General features: G+C 33.8%; 24 protein-coding genes. 10 read left to right on the forward strand and 14 right to left on the reverse strand.

Annotated features, from left to right (window positions below; translation table 11 throughout):
- Positions 1-17: 17 nt before the first annotated feature.
- From ACODSI_RS05465 to ACODSI_RS05505, 9 genes are all read left to right on the forward strand, one after another.
- Complete coding sequence (locus ACODSI_RS05465; RefSeq protein ID WP_488915840.1) at positions 18-506, forward strand: DinB family protein; 489 nt, start codon at positions 18-20, stop codon at positions 504-506.
- Positions 494-1,204 (forward strand): NRDE family protein, encoded by a 711-nt coding sequence (locus tag ACODSI_RS05470; protein ID WP_488915841.1) that lies wholly within the window; start codon positions 494-496, stop codon positions 1,202-1,204. The genes ACODSI_RS05465 and ACODSI_RS05470 overlap by 13 nt, the downstream gene beginning before the upstream one ends.
- A 9-nt stretch (positions 1,205-1,213) precedes the next feature.
- Positions 1,214-2,248 (forward strand): D-alanine--D-alanine ligase, encoded by a 1,035-nt coding sequence (locus tag ACODSI_RS05475; protein WP_488915842.1) that lies wholly within the window; start codon positions 1,214-1,216, stop codon positions 2,246-2,248.
- Positions 2,248-2,883 carry a hypothetical protein gene (locus ACODSI_RS05480; RefSeq protein ID WP_488915843.1) on the forward strand — a complete coding sequence of 212 codons (636 nt, stop codon included), beginning with the start codon at positions 2,248-2,250 and terminating at the stop codon, positions 2,881-2,883. The genes ACODSI_RS05475 and ACODSI_RS05480 overlap by 1 nt, the downstream gene beginning before the upstream one ends.
- A 46-nt stretch (positions 2,884-2,929) precedes the next feature.
- Positions 2,930-3,607, forward strand: a complete 678-nt coding sequence (locus tag ACODSI_RS05485) for an SDR family NAD(P)-dependent oxidoreductase (protein WP_488915844.1) — start codon at positions 2,930-2,932, stop codon at positions 3,605-3,607.
- A gap of 2 nt (positions 3,608-3,609) precedes the next feature.
- Entirely contained in the window at positions 3,610-4,212 is a 603-nt protein-coding gene (locus ACODSI_RS05490; RefSeq protein WP_488915845.1) for a SprT-like domain-containing protein, read from the forward strand.
- Position 4,213: 1 nt separating this feature from the next.
- Entirely contained in the window at positions 4,214-4,669 is a 456-nt protein-coding gene (locus tag ACODSI_RS05495; protein ID WP_488915846.1) for a hypothetical protein, read from the forward strand.
- Positions 4,670-4,682: 13 nt separating this feature from the next.
- The gene (locus ACODSI_RS05500; protein WP_488915847.1) at positions 4,683-5,744 is read left to right on the forward strand and encodes a mannose-1-phosphate guanylyltransferase; all 1,062 of its coding nucleotides are present in this window, start codon (positions 4,683-4,685) and stop codon (positions 5,742-5,744) included.
- A 96-nt stretch (positions 5,745-5,840) separates the two neighbouring features.
- Entirely contained in the window at positions 5,841-9,623 is a 3,783-nt protein-coding gene (locus ACODSI_RS05505) for a T9SS type B sorting domain-containing protein (protein ID WP_488915848.1), read from the forward strand.
- A gap of 4 nt (positions 9,624-9,627) precedes the next feature.
- Here ACODSI_RS05505 and ACODSI_RS05510 read toward each other — a convergent pair whose 3' ends face one another.
- The 8 genes from ACODSI_RS05510 to gcvP all read right to left on the reverse strand — a co-directional run bounded on the left by ACODSI_RS05510 (position 9,628) and on the right by gcvP (position 18,162).
- Positions 9,628-10,392: an ABC transporter ATP-binding protein gene (locus ACODSI_RS05510; RefSeq protein ID WP_488915849.1), complete on the reverse strand. Its 765-nt coding sequence runs from the start codon at positions 10,390-10,392 to the stop codon at positions 9,628-9,630.
- Positions 10,392-11,138, reverse strand: coding sequence for an MlaE family ABC transporter permease (locus ACODSI_RS05515; protein ID WP_488915850.1), 747 nt, complete (start codon positions 11,136-11,138; stop codon positions 10,392-10,394). The genes ACODSI_RS05510 and ACODSI_RS05515 overlap by 1 nt, the downstream gene beginning before the upstream one ends.
- Positions 11,139-11,206: 68 nt before the next feature.
- Complete coding sequence (locus ACODSI_RS05520) at positions 11,207-12,055, reverse strand: glycosyltransferase family 2 protein (protein WP_488915851.1); 849 nt, start codon at positions 12,053-12,055, stop codon at positions 11,207-11,209.
- 99 nt (positions 12,056-12,154) lie between these two features.
- A complete protein-coding gene (locus ACODSI_RS05525; protein WP_488915852.1) occupies positions 12,155-12,817 on the reverse strand; it encodes a WG repeat-containing protein in 663 nt (220 codons plus the stop codon).
- 226 nt (positions 12,818-13,043) lie between these two features.
- Complete coding sequence (locus ACODSI_RS05530) at positions 13,044-13,571, reverse strand: methyltransferase (protein ID WP_488915853.1); 528 nt, start codon at positions 13,569-13,571, stop codon at positions 13,044-13,046.
- A gap of 45 nt (positions 13,572-13,616) precedes the next feature.
- Positions 13,617-14,678, reverse strand: coding sequence for a 3-oxoacyl-ACP synthase III family protein (locus tag ACODSI_RS05535; RefSeq protein WP_488915854.1), 1,062 nt, complete (start codon positions 14,676-14,678; stop codon positions 13,617-13,619).
- Between the two features lie 121 nt (positions 14,679-14,799).
- A complete protein-coding gene (locus tag ACODSI_RS05540) occupies positions 14,800-15,180 on the reverse strand; it encodes a group III truncated hemoglobin (protein ID WP_488915855.1) in 381 nt (126 codons plus the stop codon).
- A gap of 138 nt (positions 15,181-15,318) precedes the next feature.
- The gene (gene gcvP, locus ACODSI_RS05545) at positions 15,319-18,162 is read right to left on the reverse strand and encodes an aminomethyl-transferring glycine dehydrogenase (RefSeq protein WP_488915856.1); all 2,844 of its coding nucleotides are present in this window, start codon (positions 18,160-18,162) and stop codon (positions 15,319-15,321) included.
- Between the two features lie 264 nt (positions 18,163-18,426).
- Between gcvP and ACODSI_RS05550 the strand changes: the two genes are divergently transcribed.
- A complete protein-coding gene (locus tag ACODSI_RS05550; RefSeq protein ID WP_488915857.1) occupies positions 18,427-19,158 on the forward strand; it encodes a UbiA prenyltransferase family protein in 732 nt (243 codons plus the stop codon).
- A 31-nt stretch (positions 19,159-19,189) separates the two neighbouring features.
- Here ACODSI_RS05550 and ACODSI_RS05555 read toward each other — a convergent pair whose 3' ends face one another.
- The 6 genes from ACODSI_RS05555 to ACODSI_RS05580 all read right to left on the reverse strand — a co-directional run bounded on the left by ACODSI_RS05555 (position 19,190) and on the right by ACODSI_RS05580 (position 22,604).
- Positions 19,190-19,576 carry a hypothetical protein gene (locus ACODSI_RS05555; RefSeq protein ID WP_488915858.1) on the reverse strand — a complete coding sequence of 129 codons (387 nt, stop codon included), beginning with the start codon at positions 19,574-19,576 and terminating at the stop codon, positions 19,190-19,192.
- Between the two features lie 11 nt (positions 19,577-19,587).
- Entirely contained in the window at positions 19,588-19,932 is a 345-nt protein-coding gene (locus ACODSI_RS05560) for a hypothetical protein (RefSeq protein ID WP_488915859.1), read from the reverse strand.
- 2 nt (positions 19,933-19,934) lie between these two features.
- A complete protein-coding gene (locus ACODSI_RS05565; protein ID WP_488915860.1) occupies positions 19,935-20,378 on the reverse strand; it encodes a hypothetical protein in 444 nt (147 codons plus the stop codon).
- Positions 20,375-20,659: a hypothetical protein gene (locus tag ACODSI_RS05570; RefSeq protein WP_488915861.1), complete on the reverse strand. Its 285-nt coding sequence runs from the start codon at positions 20,657-20,659 to the stop codon at positions 20,375-20,377. The genes ACODSI_RS05565 and ACODSI_RS05570 overlap by 4 nt, the downstream gene beginning before the upstream one ends.
- 55 nt (positions 20,660-20,714) lie before the next feature.
- Positions 20,715-21,221 (reverse strand): GbsR/MarR family transcriptional regulator, encoded by a 507-nt coding sequence (locus ACODSI_RS05575; RefSeq protein WP_488915862.1) that lies wholly within the window; start codon positions 21,219-21,221, stop codon positions 20,715-20,717.
- A 333-nt stretch (positions 21,222-21,554) separates the two neighbouring features.
- Positions 21,555-22,604 carry a hypothetical protein gene (locus ACODSI_RS05580; protein WP_488915863.1) on the reverse strand — a complete coding sequence of 350 codons (1,050 nt, stop codon included), beginning with the start codon at positions 22,602-22,604 and terminating at the stop codon, positions 21,555-21,557.
- Positions 22,605-22,618 lie beyond the last annotated feature (14 nt).

Genomic DNA, 22,618 nt, shown 5'->3' on the forward strand with positions numbered 1-22,618 from the left:
GATTCAAACTGACTAATATGCTAACATCTTCAATTGCTAAAACATTAAATGAACTTTTCGATTTGTTATCGCAACTTTCCAACGATGACTATACGCTTCCCTGTAAAGAATTAAGCAATTCAAGCATTGGGCAACATACGCGACATATTATTGAATTGTTTCAATGTTTGGAGAATCAATACCATTCGGGAGTAATTAATTACGACAATCGATTACGAGATTATACAATTCAAACAGATGTTTTTGTGGCTAAACAAGCTATAAATAGTATCTTATATACAATCGAAAAACCTAATAAATCACTTGCTTTGCAACAACAAATTGATGATGATAAGGTGTGCATCGAAAGTAACTATTTTAGAGAATTATTGTATAATTTAGAGCATTGCATTCATCATCAAGCGTTGATTAAAGTTGCCTTACTAAAAATGCATCATCTGCAAATCGATGAAAATTTTGGTGTCGCTCGTTCCACAATCGAATACAGAAAACAATGTGCACAGTAAGTTTTGTTGCTTCTAATGGACAAACAATCATCACGTCTAATCGTGACGAAAAAGTAGTCCGAGAAAGCGCCATCGAACCTAAAAATTATTTCATTAATAATAAAAACATTATTTTTCCAAAAGACCCAAAAGCAGGTGGAACTTGGTTTGCAGTAAACGAAGACGGAACGGTACTAGTTTTACTCAACGGTGCTTCAGAAAAACATCAATTAAAATCCAATTATCGAAAAAGTCGGGGCTTGATTGTAATCGATTTGATTACTTCCAATTCGCCTATTTTAGAATGGGAAACTATAGATTTAGAAGGTATTGAACCTTTTACGTTAGTGCTTTTTGAAGATAAAAAACTGTATCAATTGCGCTGGAATGAAATCACAAAAGAAACTGTAATTTTAGAAGTAACCCAAAGTCATATTTGGTCTTCAGCCACATTGTATGCCAATGAGATTCGCGAGAAAAGAGCCGATTGGTTTTATAATTATGTGAATTCTAATGCCAATCTTGTGCCAGAAGATTTGTTTCATTTTCATCGTTATACTGAAAATCAAAATCAAGAGCACGGATTGGTCATCAACAGAAATGATGTTTTAAAAACATTGAGCATCACTCAAGCTGTAATTGAAGATAATAAAGCAGCACTATTTTATACCGATTTGATTGCAGAAAGAGAATTTTCAAATGCGTTTATCACTCTTTAATTACTTTGGATGAAACTCTTTTTTCACAAACTTTTTCACTGGGAATATTGGCCATTTCAAGTAGTTTATGTGCCCATTTACTTTTTGTGGGCCTATTATGCTCTAAAAGCACGTTCCATTTTCTTTTTTAATTCGAGCAATCCAACTATGAAAAATGGCGGATTTATTATGGATAGTAAAAAAGAAATTTATGATTTGATTCCGCAACACTATTATCCTAAAACCCAGTTTGTAAAAGAGAACTGCGATTTTGAAACCATTACAACAGTACTCGGTAAATCGGAAATCAAATTTCCTTTTATAGCTAAGCCGGATATTGGTTTGCGTGGTTCAGCAGTAAAAAAAATCAGTAATTTGGAAGAGTTAAAAGCGTATCACAGCAAAGCCAATTTTGATTATTTAGTACAGGATTTAATTCCGTATGAACATGAAGTCGGAATTTTTTACGTTCGTTTTCCGCATGAAAAAAACGGTAGAATTACGGGAATAGTTTCCAAAGAATTTTTGATTGTGGAAGGAAATGGAATTTCAACTATTGAAGATTTAATTTGCCAAAACCCAAGGTTTGCCTTGCAATTAAATGTCTTAAAAATGGAATATGGGGAAGCATTGAAAGAAATTTTACCAAAAGGCGAAAAACGCAATTTAGTACCTTACGGAAATCATGCTCGTGGCGCCAAATTTATCGATGCCAGTCATTTAATATCAGATAAATTGACCAAGGTAATAGACGAAATGTGTTTACAAATAAACGAATTTTACTTTGGTAGAATGGATGTAATGTACCACAATTGGCAAGATTTAGAAGAAGGTAAAAACTTCCAAATAGTGGAGTTGAATGGCGCTGCAAGTGAACCAACCCATATTTATGATCCAAAACATTCCCTCTTTTTTGCATGGTCAACATTAGCGAAGCACATCACCTATATGTACAAAATTAGTGTGGCCAATCACAAGCGAGGATTTCCCTATCTTTCTCACAAAGAAGGCATGCGTCAATATCGATTGCATCTAGAACAAAGTGCTAAAATTGTTAATTTTTAATGCAAATCATAAAAAACATTTTTGTTGGTTTTCTTGTCAGTTTCATAGGTTCAATTCCTTTGGGATACCTCAATGTTGTAGGCTATGATATTTACAGAAATAGGGGTTTATATCCAGCAATACATTATTTGCTTGGGGTTATAATAATTGAATTTTTTGTAATTTTTTGTACACTAGTTTTTGCCAAAAAACTAACTAGTAATTTGAAATTAATTCGATTTATTGAAGCTTTTTCTGTGATTTTTATGTTTGTTTTGGCTTATGTGTTTTTCTCTAGTGGCCATTCAGAACAGCTTAATGGCACTATTAGTTCTAATGTTTCACAACATTTTCTGTTAGCTGGAATTCTCTTGAGTAGCACTAACTTTATTCAAATTCCGTTTTGGTTGAGTTGGAATCTGTATTTGTTGAACGGAAATCATATTGAGGTTTCTAAGTTCAAGAAGTATTTTTACGTGTTCGGAACAGTAACTGGAACTTTTTTCGGAATGTTAGTCCTAATTTTAAGTTTGAATTTCCTCACACTTCAAACCGATTTTTTGTCGAAATACCTCATGAGAATAATCATTCCACTGGTTTTTGTGGGATTGGGAATTCTTCAAGGAATTAAATTTTACAAGAAATATTCTAAATAAAATTCATTTCTCAACTTTTAGTATCTTTACAACAATAAAATTGAAAATGAAAAATATTATTATCACCGGAACTTCTCGCGGAATAGGATTGGAGTTGGCTTTAGAATTTGCTCAAAAAGGGCATCAAGTGTTAGCCGTTTCTAGAAAAATTCCAGAGCAGTTGTTAGGAAATCCAAAAATCACGTGCCTTTCTATTGACATGTCTGTTGAAGATGAAATGCATGAAATAGATAAATTCATAGCCGCAACGTGGAAAAAAGTTGACATTCTTATCCACAATGCTGGTTGCTTGTTGAACAAACCTTTTTCTCAAACGTCACAGTCTGATTTTGAACGGGTGTATAAAGTCAATGTTTTTGGGGTTGCCAATTTAACTCGCATATGCTTACCTTATATGAATAAGGGTAGTCATGTGGTTTCGATTAGTTCGATGGGTGGCATTCAAGGAAGTGTTAAATTTCCTGGTTTGGCTGCTTATAGTTCGAGTAAAGGTGCGTTAATCACACTTTCTGAATTGTTAGCAGAAGAATACCGTGAACAAGGAGTTTCCTTCAATGTTTTGGCTTTGGGTTCGGTGCAAACCGAAATGTTAGCTGAAGCTTTTCCAGGATATCAAGCTCCAATTTCGGCCAAAGAAATGGCCGATTATATTTATAATTTTGCACTAACCGGAAATACCTATTACAACGGAAGAGTGTTGCAAGTTTCATCAACTACGCCCTGATTTTGAGTGAAGTTTTAGCTAAATATTTGCCTGAACACGCTGTGCAAATGTGCTTTGAATTGATCAAAAGCAACAGTGTGCATCTCAAAATCGTTAACGAACGGCAAACACGTCATGGCGATTATCGTAAAGGCCTTTCAGGCAAACATGAAATTACGGTCAATGCCAATTTAAACAAATACCGATTTTTGATTACTTTAGTTCATGAAATTTCGCACTTAGCGGCTTTCGAAAAATTTGGTAGGAATATTAAACCACATGGAGTCGAGTGGAAGATGACTTTTCAACGGTTGATGGTGCCGTTTATTCGACCCGAAATTTTTCCGCATTCGGTGTTGCCGTTGGTAGCCAATCATTTTAGAAACCCCACAGCAAGTAGTGATACCGATGCAAAATTGGCCTTTGCGCTAAAGCAGTTTGACGAGCGAAAACCCGATGTGTACTACATTCATGAAGTGCCTAGTGGGAGTTTGTTTAGAATAAAAAATGGCAGGGTTTTTCAAAAAAAAGGACTTCGAACCAAACGATACGAATGTGTTGAGGTGCAAACAGGTAGAACTTTTTTGTTTAATGCCAATGCCGAAGTAGAACTAATTCCAGGATAACATGAAAATTTTTAAAGCGTACTATTTATTATTGATTTCAGCATTGAGTTTGTTCGTATTGAGCACTTTTGTTTCAAAAGAAATTCGATACAATTTTAATATTTCCGACACGTATTATGTGATGTCGGGTTCCGATTTTTATAAGATGTTTGCTATTTTATCGTTAACATTAGGTTTGGTTTATTTTGTGTTGGATAAGTCGTTGGTGGCATTAAAACCGGTTTTTACCAAAGTTCATATTTTTGGCACCTTAGTTTTGATGTCTTCCATGATTTTTTTTACCTATAAAAGTAATCAAACATTAACTGTAGTTATCGGTCAAAATTTCTCAAAACCTATAAATTATGATTATTATGTAAGAATAAATCTGTTGTTGATTATTTTTCTGCAATTCTTCTTTTTAATAAATATATTTGTCGCACAGCTAAAGAATATAAGAAAGGTAGCTGCTAACTAGCTAGAACTCAAAAATGAATAAAAATTATTACGCAATATTAATGGCTGGTGGTGTTGGTTCACGATTTTGGCCAGTAAGCACAACCGATTTTCCTAAACAATTTCACGATATGTTGGGTTCGGGCGATACTTTGATACAAAAAACTTTTAGTCGGTTATCAAAATTGATTCCGGTTGAAAACATCTTGATTCTAACGAACGAACGCTATAACGGATTGGTTTTAGAGCAATTGCCGATGGTAAAACAAGCCCAAGTTTTGTTAGAACCAGCGATGAGAAATACCGCACCATGTATTTTATATGCGTCATTAAAAATTCAAAAAATGAATCCGGATGCCGTGATGGTAGTGGCACCTAGTGATCATTGGATTGAAGACGAAAATCAATTTGCATCTAATTTGCAGCAATGTTTTGATTTTTGTCAAAAAGAGGATGCCTTAATGACTTTGGGAATTCAACCCACGTTTCCAAACACAGGCTTTGGATATATTGAATTTGATAAATCAGATGAAAATCCGATAAAAAAAGTAAATCAATTTCGAGAAAAACCTGATTATGAAACGGCTAAATCGTTTTTAGAAGCTGGAAATTTTCTTTGGAATGGTGGTATATTTATATGGTCAGCTAAGTCGATTACTGCTGCATTTGAAAAATTTCAACCCCAAATGAATGTGTTGTTTCAAAAAGGATTAGAATCTTACAATACCCATTTAGAAAAACAATTTATTGATGAAAATTACCCAAATGCTGAAAACATTTCGATAGATTATGCCGTGATGGAAAATGCCAAAAACGTATATGTTTTACCGGCCACTTTTGATTGGAATGATTTAGGAACTTGGGGTTCATTACACGAAAAATTGGATAAAGACAATCAAAATAATGCTGTGGTAAATGCGACAGTTGTTCTTGAAAATGCCTCTAATAACATCATTAGATCGGAAGGAAAAAAAATTATTATTATTGATGGTTTAGATGATTTTATTATTGTTGACAAGGACAATGTCTTAATGATATATCCTAAAAGTAAAGAACAAGATATTAAGCGAATAACTGCAATGGTAGATAAGCTGTAAAAGAAAGGAGTCAATTAGACTCCTTTTTTTATTTTTTAACATAACTAATTCGTAAAAAGTGTATCTTTATAATATTGCAATTGTAAATTTAAACCTATGAAAAGCCAATTTAAGATGCGTATTAGCCTTATTTTCTTTTTATTTTTAGTACAATTTTCACAGGCACAATTAGCCAATTTTTCATTAACGGTAACAAAAACGGATGAATCTTGCACGGGTAATGGTTCATTGTCTTTTAGCGTTTCTGGAACAACTGCAGGTGCTACAATTACCTATAGTATTTATAAATTTCCAAATTTAACAACGCCAATTGCTGTTACAGTTGCGCCTAATTTTACGGGTTTAGCATCGGGTAATTATCGTGTGATTGCAACACAAACATTAGGTAATTTAAGTAATACACAACAACAAGATATTCAAATAATAGATACTCGTACGGTTGTCTCCTATCAATTATCAAGTCAAGCGGTTAGTTGTAATAATGGGAGCATAATTGTAAGTGTATTATCTGGGAATCCAGTAAGTTATGAAATTATTTCAGGACCGGTTATTGTGCCGCCTCAATCTTCCAATATTTTTCAAAATTTACCTTCTGGCATTTACAATATCAGAGTTAATGATGGTTGTAATGAAGGTGTAGTGCAATCGTATACCTTAACTTTTTCAAATCCACCAAATCTAATTTTAGATTCTTTTCATACTAATTGTCAGTTTAATTCTTGTAATACGCTGTCTGGATATTTTAATATTACCTCTTTTTTTAACACCACCATTCGATATCCGTTAACGATCCAAACCACCGTTTTTCCTCCTGCGTCTGGGGCACCTATTGTATTGAATCAAACCCTAAATTCAGGAGATTCAACGACACAGGATGTTTTTTTAACACTACCATTTTATTACAATCAATTGTATACATTTAATGTTCAGGTGACTGATGCTTGCGGAAATGTATACCATAGTGATGGCAATCAAATTATCAAACAGTTGAGTGTTAGTGCAGCATATACCTACAGTAATTGTCTTAAGGGAATTGATATTACAGCTTGTAATTTTATGCCGCCTTATACTGTAAATTTTGTATTTGCTCCTTCGGGATTTAATCCATCGGACTATAATGCCACTCATCCTGGGCCATTTACGAGTACTGCCAGCTATCTTTCTACGGCAACTAATAATTTGCCTGATGGAGTATACATTATTGAAATTACAGATGCTTGTGGGCATTCGGCACAAACACAAGTTGAGGTTGTACCGCCTGGGCCAAAATATCTTTTAATACCAAACCCAGATATTTGTAGTACTCAAATAATTGTCCAAATTTACTCTGACATTGTTTCAGCGATCATCACTTCGGCACCTGCAGCCCTAAATCATACCTTGCCTTATGATGTTTCTTTCAACATCAGCAATGGTATTTTTAATATGGCGTTACCGGCAGGTACTTATGTTATTGAAGGTGCAGATGCTTGTGGTAATTTATATAATTTCACTATTGAAGTTCCGCCTAAAATAATAGATGTAACCGCTTTGGGAGTTAATGTTACTGGTTGTTCTGGTCCGAATGGAGCGATTAATATCACTGCTATTGGAGCTCAATTGGCTTCAATTAGTATCACTCAAGCCCCAGTTTCTTACAATCAAACGCTGCCTTATGATGCTTCTGCAAGTATAGATACAACTTATTATACTACTGCACACATCATGTATCTTCCAAGTGGGAATTACACGTTGAACATTACGGATAGTTGTGGGAATCATTATATTAAAACGGTTACGATTACTACTGTTATTTCACAAGCACCTTTAGTTTTTTATGAGAAGCAAGGATGCGGAGAAAATTTTGATTCTATTTCACTTTCAAGTCCAAATGGTGCTCTTCAAAGTGTTATTATTACTGCTGCTCCATTAAGCTTTCCATTTCCTTTGCCCTACAATGTTTCTTCAAATATTAATAGTGGAGGCTATTTTTATATGAACTCTTTGCCTGAAGGAACCTATGTTTTTTATTCTAAAGATGTTTGCAATGTAGAGCGAACAGAAACGTTACAATTGCTAGGTTATCATGTTGTCAATAATAACATTCAAGTCATTCCAAATTGTGGTTCTTTTAATTTAGATATGCATTTTCAGGATAATAATCCTTCACTTCATGGGTTTTGGTTGCAAAAGTATGATCCTATTTCAAATCAATGGGTGCATCCTTTTACCAATGTTCTATATCCTGCGAACTCGGTGCCGAATGCTTCTAATTCATATTCTTTAACCAACAATACAATAAATTACAATATAGCTGTTTTGGGGACTTTTAGAATAGTGATGCAATACGACTATTATTCCAATGGATCTTCAACTTTAACAACCTGTGTTGAACCAGTCAAAACGTTTGATTTTACAGGAGAATTAAAAATTATTTCGGCCTACCTATTGCCTTGTTCTAATGGGGTTTCCCAAGTGGTTATTACGGCCAATGGCACACCTCCATTACATTATAAAATCACTACCAAAGATGGTCTGCCTTTTTTTGTGGATAATTCAAATTCAAATGTTTTTTCGGGATTGCAACCTGGGATTTATAATTTTAGAGTGGAAGATTTTTGTGGAAATATTGTCAATCGTTTATTTGATATCACTTCTTTACCCGAACCAGCGATTACACCCAATAACTTGTGTAGTGGATTAAATGGATCACTATCGGTTCAACCTTTGGCTTTTTTAAATTATCAATGGTGGGAGGGAACCAATACAACAACCATTTTGAGTACCACCAATGTATTGTCGTTTAATCCATTTTCTAATACAACTTCACCAGGGACTTATTATGTGAGAATTTATTCTTCGGATGGAACTTCCTGTGTCGATAAAATTCTTTCGTATACTATTCCAGCAGTAAATGCTCCAAATGCAGGTTTGGATGGTAATTTGGTAATTTGTGGAGCTTCAGGAGGAATTAATTTATTTTCTTTATTAGTTGGTGCTTATGATACAGGAGGTGTGTGGCAAGAAACTACTTCCAGTGGTATGTTGTCGGGTAGTAGTTGGCTTCCAGTTGGTATTCCATTTGGAACGTATGTCTTTAAATATACCGTTTCAGGATTTTGTAATAGTACCGACGAATCTGTTGTGACCATTCAGTATAATTCCGCTACAGATACTCCTATAATTGCTGTTAATCCAACCTATTGTTCGGGAGAAACGATTCAATTTAACATTCAAAATTTTGCGAATGCAACCTATCAATGGAGTGGACCAAATAATTTTTCGTCGACGCTTCAAAATCCAACAATAGTAAATAGCACAGTGGGCGATTCTGGAACCTATACCATAACTGTGACAGTAAATGGATGTTTAGCATCAGCAACTGTTGATGTAATAGTGCATGCAGTTCCGAGTTATACGTATGAAGCCTCTTGTTTAGGCGGAGCGTATACCGTTTTAATCGTTCCGGTTGACGATTCGTTTAGTGCAAACTCAGCGACATATCAATGGACAGGGCCTAATGGTTTTACAAGTTCGCAAAATCCATTAATTTTAACCAACCAGCCTCGAGGCGATTATTCGGTAATTGTAACCAACACTGAAGGTTGTTCGATTCCTCAAACCATTAACATTGTAAATACTTTTTGTGATTTTCCAAATGTTATTACCCCAAATAATGATGGGAGTAATGATAGTTTTGATTTAACAGGATATGATGTAGCGGTATTTCAAGTTTATAACAGATGGGGTAGATTGGTTTATGAACAAAATAATTACACCAATCAATGGTATGGACAAAACAAAAATGAACAAATGTTGCCCGATTCAACGTATTATTATTACTTGCAAATGCGATCTGGAGAAGAGAAACACGGTTGGGTTTTGATAACTGCCAAATAAAGTTTTATTCTTCTTTGTTCTGAGCTTTTCTGATTTTTTTGAAAAGATTAGAGGAATATACAAAGTCAACAATAGCTTCATTATCAGTTTTGAAGATTTCTTTTTTAGAACCTTCCCAAGCCAAAATACCTTCTTTTAAAAAGACTATCTTTTCGCCAATTTCCATAACCGAATTCATGTCGTGGGTATTGATTACGGTTGTAATGTTATATTCTTTTGTAATTTCCTGAATTAAATTGTCGATAACGATAGCTGTTTTTGGATCTAAACCTGAATTGGGTTCATCACAAAATAAATATTTCGGATTGTTCACAATGGCTCTAGCAATGGCAACACGTTTTTGCATTCCGCCAGATATTTCGGAAGGTTTTTTGTGGTTGGCATTGATTAAATTCACCCTTTCAATAACAATATTTACGCGTTCTCTTATTTCTTCTAGAGATTTGTTTGAAAACATTTTCAATGGGAACCCAATATTCTCTTCAACAGTCATGCTATCAAACAAGGCACTTCCTTGAAATACCATTCCAATTTCGGTACGTAAGGCACGTTTTTCATCGGCATCTAAGTCGGAATATATTCTGCCATCAAAAGAAATAGTTCCTGATTCAGGAGTAAAAATTCCCAACAACGATTTTAGTAATACCGTTTTACCCGAACCACTTTGTCCGATAATTAAATTGGTCTTTCCAGTTTCAAAAGTGGTTGTAATTCCTTTTAAAACTTTTGATTCGCCAAACGATTTTTCTACATTTTTAACTTCGATCATTAGGTTAAAAGTAATTGAGTTAGCACATAGTTTGAAAGGATAATGACCACACTGGTCCACACAAATGAAACGGTACTTGCTTTTCCAACTTCCAAAGCACCACCTTTCATATAATATCCATGAAAGGAGGGAATTGTAGCCAGAAGGATTGCAAAGACTACTGTTTTTATAAAAGCATATTCAATGTGAAATGGAATAAATTCTGTTTGAAGACCCGTTATAAATTCATTGCTAGATACAAATCCGCCATATACTCCAGCAATCCATCCGCCTAAAATACCCAAAAACATGGCAATTCCGATAAGAAATGGATACAAAAGCGAAGCAATTATTTTGGGAAAAACAAGATAGTTTAAAGAGTTTACTCCCATCACTTCCAAGGCATCAATTTGCTCGGTAACACGCATGGTTCCTATGCTTGATGTAATAAAAGAACCCATTTTTCCAGCCATAATAATGGATATAAAAGTTGGTGCAAATTCTAATATAATGGATTGTCTTGTTGCAAAACCGATAAGCTCTTTAGGAATAAGAGGATTGGTTAGATTTAAAGCAGTTTGAATGGATACTACACCTCCAACAAAAAAGGATATGAATGCTACAATTCCAAGTGAATCGATGATTAAATCGTCAATTTCTTTGAAAATTAAGCCTTTCATCACCGACCATTTGGTTGGTTTATTAAAGACTTCTTTCAGCATTAGAAAATATTTTCCTATTTGCGATAAATAGCGAACAAGCATCATAGTTTTAAAATATGGTCAAAAATACTAAGAAGATATGAGTTATAGGTTATGCGTTAGCAGTTTTTAACTTAAAACAATTTTTCTTTCATTTTTTTTAAACGATACTTACGAATGAATTCGGCTTGTTCTTCGGTTACTAGAAGTGGTTTTTTTGCGCGTTTGGCTTTCCAAAAACCTTTAATATAATCCAAAAAAAGTAAGGGTTTTCGTTTCATCATAGCCAATTTGGCTGAGGCAATGGCTGTTATTAAGAATCCGTAACCCAAGGAGTAAAAGGCTTCGCCTTGTTTGTATCGGGCGGTTTTGTTGTAGTTTGCGCCAGTAGGTTTTAAATGCTTTACTTTTAAAGTAGCATCCGTAACTACTTTCCAATGGTAGAATTTACAAAGTAATTCATCAACAGTATCCCAACCCATGGCTGGTTTTAAACCACCAATTTGCTTGAAAGTTTTTTTTCGATAGGCTTTAAAAGCACCTCGAATGTGGTCTTTATCGGTAAGGTTTTCTAAAATGAAAGTACCTTCTTTTTCAATGTAGGCAAAACCTCCAACCATTCCAATGGCATCATCCGATTTGAAATGCTTAATGATAGTTTCAAAATAATGGTTTGGGAATATTAAATCGGCATCTGCTTTTACCATAATATCATAATTTTCATCTAAAGTTTCTAAGCCTTTTTGAAATGCTTGAATTACTTTGCTTCCCGGTAAATGAATAGCATCAGAAGTTTTGTTGACCAAGGTTATGAAAGGAAATTTTGACACAAATGAAGTTACAATTTCAACAGTTTTGTCGGTAGAATTATCATTCACAACTACAATTTTTTTGGGTAAAACGGTTTGTTCTACCAATGATTGTAAGGTTAAAGCAATAAAAGCTTCTTCGTTGTGAGTTGGAATAACAATGTAATAATGCATTAAGTGTAGTTTTGATTTTGTAAAATTAGGAAAACAATAAAACTAAAAAGGGATTTCCGTTAAGAAATCCCTTTTTAATATAAAATAAGTTAGGTTGAATTAGTCTGCATTTGCTAATTCAGTCTTTTTTTCAGTTGAAATGCTTTCCGTTTTTTTCTTAGTAAAAGCTTCAATACTATCATAAACCACAGGGATAATTTCTTTTCCTGATTTATCGATGAATCCTAATTTGTCTTTTTTGTCTTTAACTAATGCCCAGTTTCTTCTAATTCCGTCAAATTTTTCAATACTTGCATATTTCAATGGAACAATAATATTTCCATCTGTGGTAATAAATCCAGTTAATCCTTGAGATTCAACAGAAGCCCAATCTTTAGTATATTCACCAAATTTTCCAATTTTGTCATAAACTGGAGGAACTACTTCTTTTCCAGCTTCGTTGATAAATCCAAACTTTCCGTCTTTTTTTACTAGTGCCCAACCTTGGTTGTATTCGTTGTAATCACTAATTGATTCGTATTTTGGTTCTACAACAATTTTACCATTTTTGTCTACAAATCCGTACAAGTTATTCAATTCAACTTTAGCCCAATTGGCGTGTGCTTTATCAAAGTCTTCAATAAAATTATATTTTGGCGGAATTACTTCAATTCCTGATTCATTAATAAGTCCAAATCGTTCATCAGATTTAACGATAAATAATTTTTGACCAAAAGAACAAGTAACTAAAAATAGCATGCTGATTGAGAAAATTTTTTTCATGTTTAATAGGTTTTTAGGGGTTTTATTTTTTTATTGTTTTTAACGAGACAAACATAGAAATAAAAATCGATTAAGTGTTAAAAAAACAGGTCAAAATGCATTAATTTGTTAAAATTAACATATTTTATAAAACAAAACTTACAAAAAAAAATACCTAAAAGTAAGAAAAAGATTAACTTATTGTTTTTGTGTCAAAAAAAAAATCATCCGAAGATGATTTGTAAAATTAATTTTTTGCTTTTTCTGCATAAACGATATAATATCGTGGAGTGAAATAACGTAATAAAGGTCTGAATCCGATTTTTTTAACGGGATGGGTGAATTTCTCTCTAGCGGTTATTTTCCATCCTGTTTTTTCTAACAACCAATCCAATTGCCAATCTTCAAATTCGTGATAATGACGGTCCCACATATCAGTTTTACTTCTGTAAGCCGGTGAAAACCACAACCGTAACGGAATTGAAATTAACAGTTTATCACATTTTACATTTTGCAATACCGTATAAGGGTTCAATAAGTGCTCAAATATTTCAAAGGCTGTAAAGACAGTATACGATTCGTTTTGTAAAGCCGTTTGGTCGTTGTCTAGGTCTTCACCTTTTGTGTTTTTGACAGTATATCCATTTTCTTCCATAATTTTGGAAAACGGATTTGGGACTCCTAAATCAAAAATTGTTTCAGAAGTGGTAATGTGTTTTTGTAAAAATTCTAACGTATGTTTGAATCGCTTATTTGGAAATGTTTTTTCGTACATTTTATGGAGTTGCAAAGTTATAAAGTTGCAAATTTACAAAGTTTATTACATTTTGTATACAATAGCATTGATATTCATACCTGCACCAACTGAAGCGAATAAGATAATATCTCCTTTATGGATTTCTTGATTTTCGATTTGCCCTTTAATAAGTGAATCATACAATGTTGGAACGGTAGCCACACTCGAATTTCCTAATTTATGAATGCTCATTGGCATAATTCCATCTGGAGGCGTTTGACCATATAATTTGTAAAAACGTTGAATGATGGCTTCATCCATTTTTTCATTGGCTTGATGAATGAGTATTTTTTTAACTTGACCAATTTCAATTCCGGTATGGTCTAAGCATTCTTTCATCGCTTTTGGGACATTGCTTAAAGCAAATTCGTAAATTTTTCTACCATACATTTTGATGTAACGCACATTTGGATCGTGATCTTTATTAAATGAGTTTCCAAAAAATAAATAATGTGCTTCGTCATAGGCGTAAGTTGCCGATTCATGAGCCAGGATTCCTTCATTTTCTCCGGCTAGGGCTTCAATTATTGTAGCACCTGCACCATCAGAATAAATCATTGAATCTCTATCGTGAGGATCAACTACTCGAGATAAGGTTTCTGCTCCAATGACTAAACATTTTTTAGCCATTCCAGCTTTAATAAATGCTGTAGCTTGAATAACACCTTCAACCCAACCCGGACAACCAAAAAGCATATCGTAAGCAACACATTTGGGGTTTTTAATTCGCAAGTCGTGCTTTACTCTTGTAGCTAAACTAGGCAATAAATCGGCTTGAATAGCGCCTTTTTTTACATTTCCAAAATTATGTGCAAAGATGATGTAATCTAGTGTTTCTGGGTCAATTTTGGCATCTTCAATGGCTTTTTGAGCAGCCTTAACCGCAATATCGGAAGTCAATAAGTCATCAGTAACATAACGACGTTCTTCAATTCCAGTAATGCCTTTGAATTTTTGTGTAATCACTTCATTTGGTTGAGCAAATGGAGTGCCATCTTCATTTAAGAATATATGATTAGAAAAGTCTTGGTTAGAAACTGTTTCGGTAGGGATATAGCTTCCCGATCCGGTTATTTTTATGTTCATTTTGAATAAATTACATGACGAATTTATTAATAATAATTTTATTATTTCTGAATCACATTGACAAATAGTTTTTTATTATCAAATGTTTAAAAAAAGGTTATTTTAATTGTTGATGTGGTAATTATTCCTCTTTTTGTTGGGCAATTTTAATTTGCATGATGGTCGATAAGTTGTGTGCCATATTTTTCATTCGCTCACAATTAAAGCCTTCAAAATTTTCGTTTATAGCGGCTTCAAAATGAGTTAGCCAAATTTCAAACAACTCTTTCGATAAATAAGATTTCATATTGACATCCAAATGTATCTGTGTCAAATTATTAAAATATCCACCGGTTCCAAAAATAGCTTGAGACCAAAAAGTGACCAAAATAGGTAAGTGTTCTTCTAATTTTATTTTAACCACATCAGTAAAAATGTAACTAATTTTGTCGTCGGCTAGAAGCTTTTGGTAGAATTTATCTACTATTAAATATAAATCGTCTTGATTTTGAACGTCATTCATTTCTTGAAAAATTAAAATACAAAGGTACTTCTTTACAAATTTATTAATCTGATTAATATCATTTTTTGAAATTAAAAAAGGTTTCAAATTTTCACTTGAAACCTTTTTTTTGATTATATATTGTAGCTGCTTTAAAAATTACATGTATGCTTCAATTGGCGCACAACTACATACTAAATTTCTATCACCATAGGCTTCATCAACGCGTCGTACGGTTGGCCAGAATTTATTTTCAGAAATGTAATCTAAAGGAAAAGCCGCTTGTTCTCTAGTGTAAGGATACGTCCAGCTATCGTTCGTTACCATAGCCAAAGTATGAGGTGCATTTCTTAAAATATTGTCTACATCTTCTTTGGTAGAAGAAGCAATTTCTTTACGAATGGAAATCATAGCGTCACAAAAACGATCCAATTCTGCTAAATCTTCAGATTCTGTTGGTTCAATCATTAACGTACCTGCTACAGGAAAAGATACTGTTGGCGCATGGAAACCATAATCCATTAATCGCTTAGCAATATCGGTAACTTTAATACCGTGTTCTTCAAATGCTCTACAATCTAAAATCATTTCGTGTGCGGCACGTCCCATTTCTCCTGAATATAAAATTGGATAATGTTCTTCCAAACGCGCTTTCATGTAATTAGCATTCAAAATAGCGTATTTAGTAGCATTAGTAACACCTTCTGAACCTAGCATTGTGATGTAACCATAGGATATCAAACAAACCAAAGCTGAACCATAAGGTGCCGCAGAAATTGCGGTAATGGCTTGATTACCACCGGTTGGAATAATAGGATTAGTTGGTAAAAACGGCACTAGTTTTTCGTTTACACAAATTGGTCCAACACCAGGTCCACCACCACCGTGAGGAATAGCAAAGGTTTTATGTAAATTCAAGTGACAAACATCGGCTCCAATGGTAGCCGGATTAGTCAATCCCACTTGTGCATTCATGTTGGCACCATCCATATATACTAATCCGCCATTTTCATGAATTAACTGCGTGATTTCGCAAATCGCACTTTCAAAAACACCATGAGTTGATGGGTATGTTACCATCAAACACGATAGATTAGCAGCATGTTCAATAGCTTTAGCTCTTAAATCTTCTACATCAATGTTACCGTTTTCCATGGTTTTGGTAACAATAATTTGCATACCCGCCATAGCTGCAGAAGCTGGATTGGTTCCGTGAGCTGAGGCCGGAATCAAGCATACATTTCTGTGGTGATCGCCACGTGATAAATGATAAGCACGAATGGTCATCAAACCTGCATATTCACCTTGTGCACCTGAATTAGGTTGTAGTGTAGTGCCAGCAAAACCAGTTACAACGTTTAATTGTTGTTCTAATTTTTTAAGCATTATTTGATATCCTTCTGCTTGCTCTACAGGAGCAAAAGGGTGGATGCTGTTCCAATTTGCCATTGATAAAGGCAACATTTCGGCTGCGGCATTCAATTTCATAGTACAAGAACCTAACGAAATCATCGAATGATTTAACGATAAATCTTTGCGTTCTAATTTTTTGATGTAACGCATCAATTGACTTTCAGAATGATGATTGTTGAAAACGTCGTGTGTCAAAAAAGTTGAGGTTCTTTCTAAAGAAGTAGGCAAGTTATTGTTGGTATTCAATTCAGAAATAGTAAAAGAGTCTTTTCCTGTAGCTTCTGCAAAAATCGCAACAATTTGATTCAAATCATTCAATGAAGTTGTTTCGTTTAACGAAATTGAGATTGTTTCTTCATCAATATAAAAGAAGTTTACTTCGTGTTTCTCAGCAATAGTTTTCACTTTAGCGGCATCTGCTTTAACAGCAATAGTATCAAAGAACGAAGTGTTTATGTTGTAAACGCCCAATTTGTTTAAGGCATCTGCCAAAGTAACCGCCGAGGCATGAACTTTATTGGCGATATATTTCAATCCTTTTGGACCGTGATATACTGCATACATTCCAGCCATAACAGCTAATAAAACTTGAGCTGTACAAATATTAGATGTCGCTTTTTCACGTTTGATGTGTTGCTCACGAGTTTGCAATGCCATTCGTAAAGCTCTGTTGCCGTTGGTGTCAATGGTAACTCCAATGATTCTTCCTGGCATCGAGCGTTTGAATTCTTCTTTAGTAGCAAAAAAAGCGGCATGTGGTCCACCATAACCCATCGGAATACCGAAACGTTGTGAAGTTCCTACTACCACATCGGCACCCATTTCTCCTGGAGGCGTTAATTTTACCAAGGATAAAATGTCGGCCGCAACGGCTACTTTAATTTCATTTGCTTTGGCTTTTGCAATAAATCCAGCGTAATCGTTTACCTGTCCGAATTTACCAGGATATTGTAAAATTGCTCCAAAAAACTCTGTTGAGAAATCAAAGTTTTCGTGATTTCCAATTACTAATTCAACCCCAATAGGCGTAGAACGAGTTTGTAAAACAGAAAGAGTTTGAGGTAATATTTCTTCCGAAACGAAGAATTTATTTACGTTATTTTTCTTTTGATCACGAGAACGAACATCGAATAACAGTGCCATGGCTTCGGCAGCTGCAGTTCCTTCATCTAGCAATGAAGCATTAGCGATTTCCATCCCGGTTAGTTCGATAACGGTGGTTTGGTAATTCAAAATAGCTTCCAAACGGCCTTGAGCAATTTCGGCTTGATAGGGTGTATATGCGGTATACCAACCCGGATTTTCAAAAATATTTCTTTGAATAACCGCCGGAACAATTGCTGGATGATAGCCCAATCCGATGTAGGATTTGAATACTTTGTTTTTCTTTCCTAATTCTTGAATGTGTGATAAATACTCGTATTCGGTCATTGGAGCGTCCAATTCCAACTCTTTTTTGAGACGGATATTATCGGGCACAGTTTCATAAATTAACTGGTCAAGACTTTCAACTCCAACGGTTTTAAACATATGTTGTAGGTCGTTCTCACGTGGACCTATGTGGCGTAATGCAAATGCGTCTGTTCTCATTTGAAGATAATAAATATAAAGTTTGTGTGTGTTGTTTTGAATCTAAATCGAGTTCAGATTAAAGCACACAAAAGTAATTATTAAACTTCTATTTTTAAGTTAAACAAGACGTAATATTTTGAGAATTTGTTAACCAAAAACGAGTCTTATTAACAGAATGATTAGTTTTGTAGGATGTTATTTTTAAAGAAACTTCTCGATTTTTATATCAATTCAAGCATTCATGTTGCTTTGGGAGTATTTTCGTTGGTAAAAATGACTCAAATGCTGTTTCATATTTATGACGATGAATGTACGGTTTGGTTTGCTTTTTTTGGCACTATTGTAGGGTATAATTTTGTGAAATACGATGCTTTGGCTCGAGACCAAAAAAGGGCTATGCGAAACCAGTTGAAAGCCATTACGGTAGTTAGTTTTTTATCTTTAATGGCTACAGGCTATTATTTTTTTCAGCTTCAAAGAACTACTCAAATAATTGGTATTGTGTTTCTGGCTATTACCTTGTTATATACTTTGCCGTTCTTTCCCAATCGAAAAAATGCTAGAAATTGGGCCGGAATTAAGATTTATATTGTAGCATTATGTTGGGTAGGCGTAACGCTTTTTTTACCCATAATTAATAATGGATTGCCTTTAGATAGTGTTGTTTTTCTGGTGGCGTTACAGCGATTTATTTTAATTTTTGTCCTGATTTTAATTTTTGAAATAATCGATTTGCCTCTAGATGATCCTCATTTAAAAACAGTTCCGCAACAAATTGGTGTTTTTAAAACGAAACTGATTGGAATTTTTCTACTGATTTTATTCGTGGGATTGGAGTTTTTTTCAAGTAATTTTAGTTTTCAAATTGTGGGACTAAAATCGGTGTTAGCGGTTACGACATTATTTTTTTTAGTATTTTCAAATGAAAAACGATCACGTTATTATACTGCTTTTTGGGTCGAAAGTATACTAATATTCTGGTGGGTGTTAGTTGCAATGGTACAAAACACCTGACAGATTTTAAGCACCTGTCAGGTATAGTGTTCTATGCGTTTACTACTATTTTTTCTTCTGTTTTATGTTCACTTGCTTTTCGTTTTCCTCGAAAGAAAAAGTATAAGTTCAAAAACAACATGATTCCTAAGTAGATGGTAAATCCACCAATTTTATAACTCAATTTTTCTATTAATAATTGGTAACTGTCTTGGTTCATATTCATTTCAAGAATCATTAAGGCAAATCCTAAATTGAGTAGGTAAAATCCGGTTTCGAATAATTTGTTGGTTGCAGTTGCAATTTCTTCGCGACCTTTAAAAATATCTAACATATAAACTTTACTGTTTTTGAAAAGTGTTCTAGAAACATAATAGGTTAAGAATAAAGCAACAGGTAAATAAATGGCATAACCGATTAAAATTTTTGTAGTTTCCATAATAAATGTATTTAAATTAATTTTTTGATGTATTTCGAAATAATGATAATATTGAAGTAGTGCATCAGACCAATAGTGCCAATAATGACTGCCGATTTGTAGGCAATAATCTCAATGAGTTGATGAAAGAATAGAATTTTTTCCCAAGAAATTAAGGTCATCGCACAATAACCAAGATTCAATAAATAATAACCAACTAACAATATTTGATTGGTTTTATGGCACAAATCTTCGTGATTTGGGAGTAGTTCGGAAACGAATATGTTGCCGTTATGGTAACATATTTTGCCAACTTTCATTATGATGATTGTGGTTATCAATAAATAAATTGTGTAACCAATGATGTTGAGGTTCATGACTAAAATAGATTGTAATGTTCTATTAAGTTGTAAGCAAAAAGGAGTGTATTCACCACTGCAAAAAGCACAAACAACGTATTCATAAAATAACTTCCTACTTTAAATAAGGTTCTTTTCGGAATATCATACATCGGATAATACGCTATTTGTGTGGCGACTTTCCCAACCCAATACGTTGCTATTAATCCGGTTAATGCTACTGATAAAGCAGAATGTTCTTGAAGTTCGTTAGTAAAAAGTATCGCAATCAATCCAAATGAAAAGTTCAGTCCTTGAATGTATCTTCCATAGGTTTTGGCAATTTCTTGATTTAAGGGTTTGAGTTGCTTCACATCATTGTACCAATCAAAAACCTGATGACGGATATAAGGATAAATCAGCGCCGTAAAAATTTGACCCACACCACTTGTGATGATGAGCCAGTTGGGTACCGTTGTCATCATAATTGATTTTTATTAAAGTGAATGATATAACTTAAGAATACAATTAGAAAAAACGGAATAGCAAACCACCAGCTAAATCCTTCTTGATCCCAAATCAAAAAGAAAAGTGCGACTAATCCGAAATAGGTATAGATCAATTTGCTTTTTGGAAATACAAAAAAGTATATCACGGCAGCCAAAACTTGCAACGCTCCAGTAATTGCCAAACCATATGGGCCAAGGATTAAAAATACTAAGGCTATAATATTAATGACTTTTGAAATGGTAAATAGTGTTTTCATAATTATTATTTGTTTTAAACTTTCAGAAAAAAATGAAAGTTTGGATTAAAATTTTTTATTTCTTCATAAATTTAACAAGAAGTTGCGCCAACCAATTGTCTTTGTATTCGGTGATTTTATCTAAAACATTGTCGGCTTGCAACACAAAATCATACAGTTTAGTAGTTTGATTCACAAAATGACGTTCTTCTGCAGTAGCATCAGCCTCAATAGACGAAACTTCTTTCAATACTTTCAAGGCAGGCTTGATTTCACGTTTGCTACGCTCTTTAGAGATTTTCACGGCCAATTCGTCTAAATCTTTTTCAGCAGTAAAAAATTCGCGTCGTTCACCTGCTTTGTATTCTTTATACACAATGCCCCAATCCATTAGGGCTCTCAAATTCATAGAAGCATTTCCACGTGAAATTTGCAATTCTTCCATAATATCTTCCATAGAAACTGGCTCGTGCGACACCATCAACAGCGCGTGAATCTGAGCCATTGTTTTGTTAATGCCCCATTGACTGCCCAAGGCACCCCAGGTTTGAACGAACTTATTTTTTGCTTCTCTGAATTCCATAGGACAAATGTACAACAAAGTTTTTAAACTTTCAAAAAAAAATGAAACTTTGTTTGTAAGGCAATAATTTTTTTAAAAAAGAAATTTAAACAACACCGATTTATCTGTGTAATTTGTGAAATCTGTGTTTGATTTTTTTTGGCGTTTCCTTTCAGGTCGGGCTTTCCGCTGCAAGTCCTCACGGCGTCGTTCCTCCTTGTTGTGGGCTTTTCGCTGCAATCCCTAACGCAAATGTCATTCATAGGAGGTTTTGTAGTATTCCAACAAAAAAAAATCCGTCATACAAATTGCTTGTAAAACGGATCTTTTGAGGAATAAATTTGCGCTCTTTTTTTATTGTAACTCTGTAATACCGGTTACTTTCAATGTTTTTTTATCAATAGTCACCATTATGTTAGACCATGTCCAAAATTCAGAATACTCAAAAACATCTACAGCTCTTGGTTTGTTGAATTCATCTTCTAACATTTTTTTGGTCATTCCAATCAGTATTTTTCCATTAAAAATAGCTTCACCATTAACTTTTCCGTATTTTTTAATTAATGCAGCTTTTCTTTCACCAGTTTGTTGATCTTTCTGTTCTTTAGTTTTGTATTTGTCATCAAAAAGATTGTTTAAATTTATGGTAGGGAAGTACTTATCTTTAATTTTTTTAGGCATGTTGTAGAAAAAATTATCTTCAAAATAGTTGCCCACTCTAAAATTATAAGAAGCAAAAGCTTCATTCAAAGTAGAATAATTCTCATAGGTAAAGAAATGAACTTTATGAGGTTTATCATATTCAGCCAATAATTTTTTTATCGATTGTCTTGCTTCAAATGCTTGATCTTCAGTAAGGCCTAATGCATTAACATCAGTATCTCTCAATACTTTAACTAATTTTTGTGTTTCGGTTTGGTTGAAATAAAGTCTATCAATTACCGTTTTTATAGTTCTAATATCATCCGGTTTAATGTCGTTTTCGGTCTTAAATTTTTCTAATTTTTCTAACGATTCTTTATAAGCTACCGCTGCATTAGTATAATCACCTTTCCATAAATAATAGTTTGTTTTTACAAAATAACAAGTAGCAACTTCATAATAACTTCTATTCATATAATCCATATTTTTGAATGAATTATTGACATAAGTAATGATAATGTTGAATTTATAATCGTCAAAATTTGGATCAAAACAAAACGTAGCTAATTGTTGTACATCCTTATTAAACCAATAGCTGTCTGGATTGGAAACTCCTTTGTCTCTTAAATAGTCTAATGCTTCCGAGAATTTTTCTGCTTTAATTAATTTGTTATACTTACTGTCACTAATCTTTGTTTGTGCATTAAGATTAAAACTAAAGAGTACAAGTAATAATAGTGTAAAAAGTTTACTGATTTTCATTTTTGTCTTTGTTT

This window comes from Flavobacterium sp. FG139, from assembly GCF_057809695.1.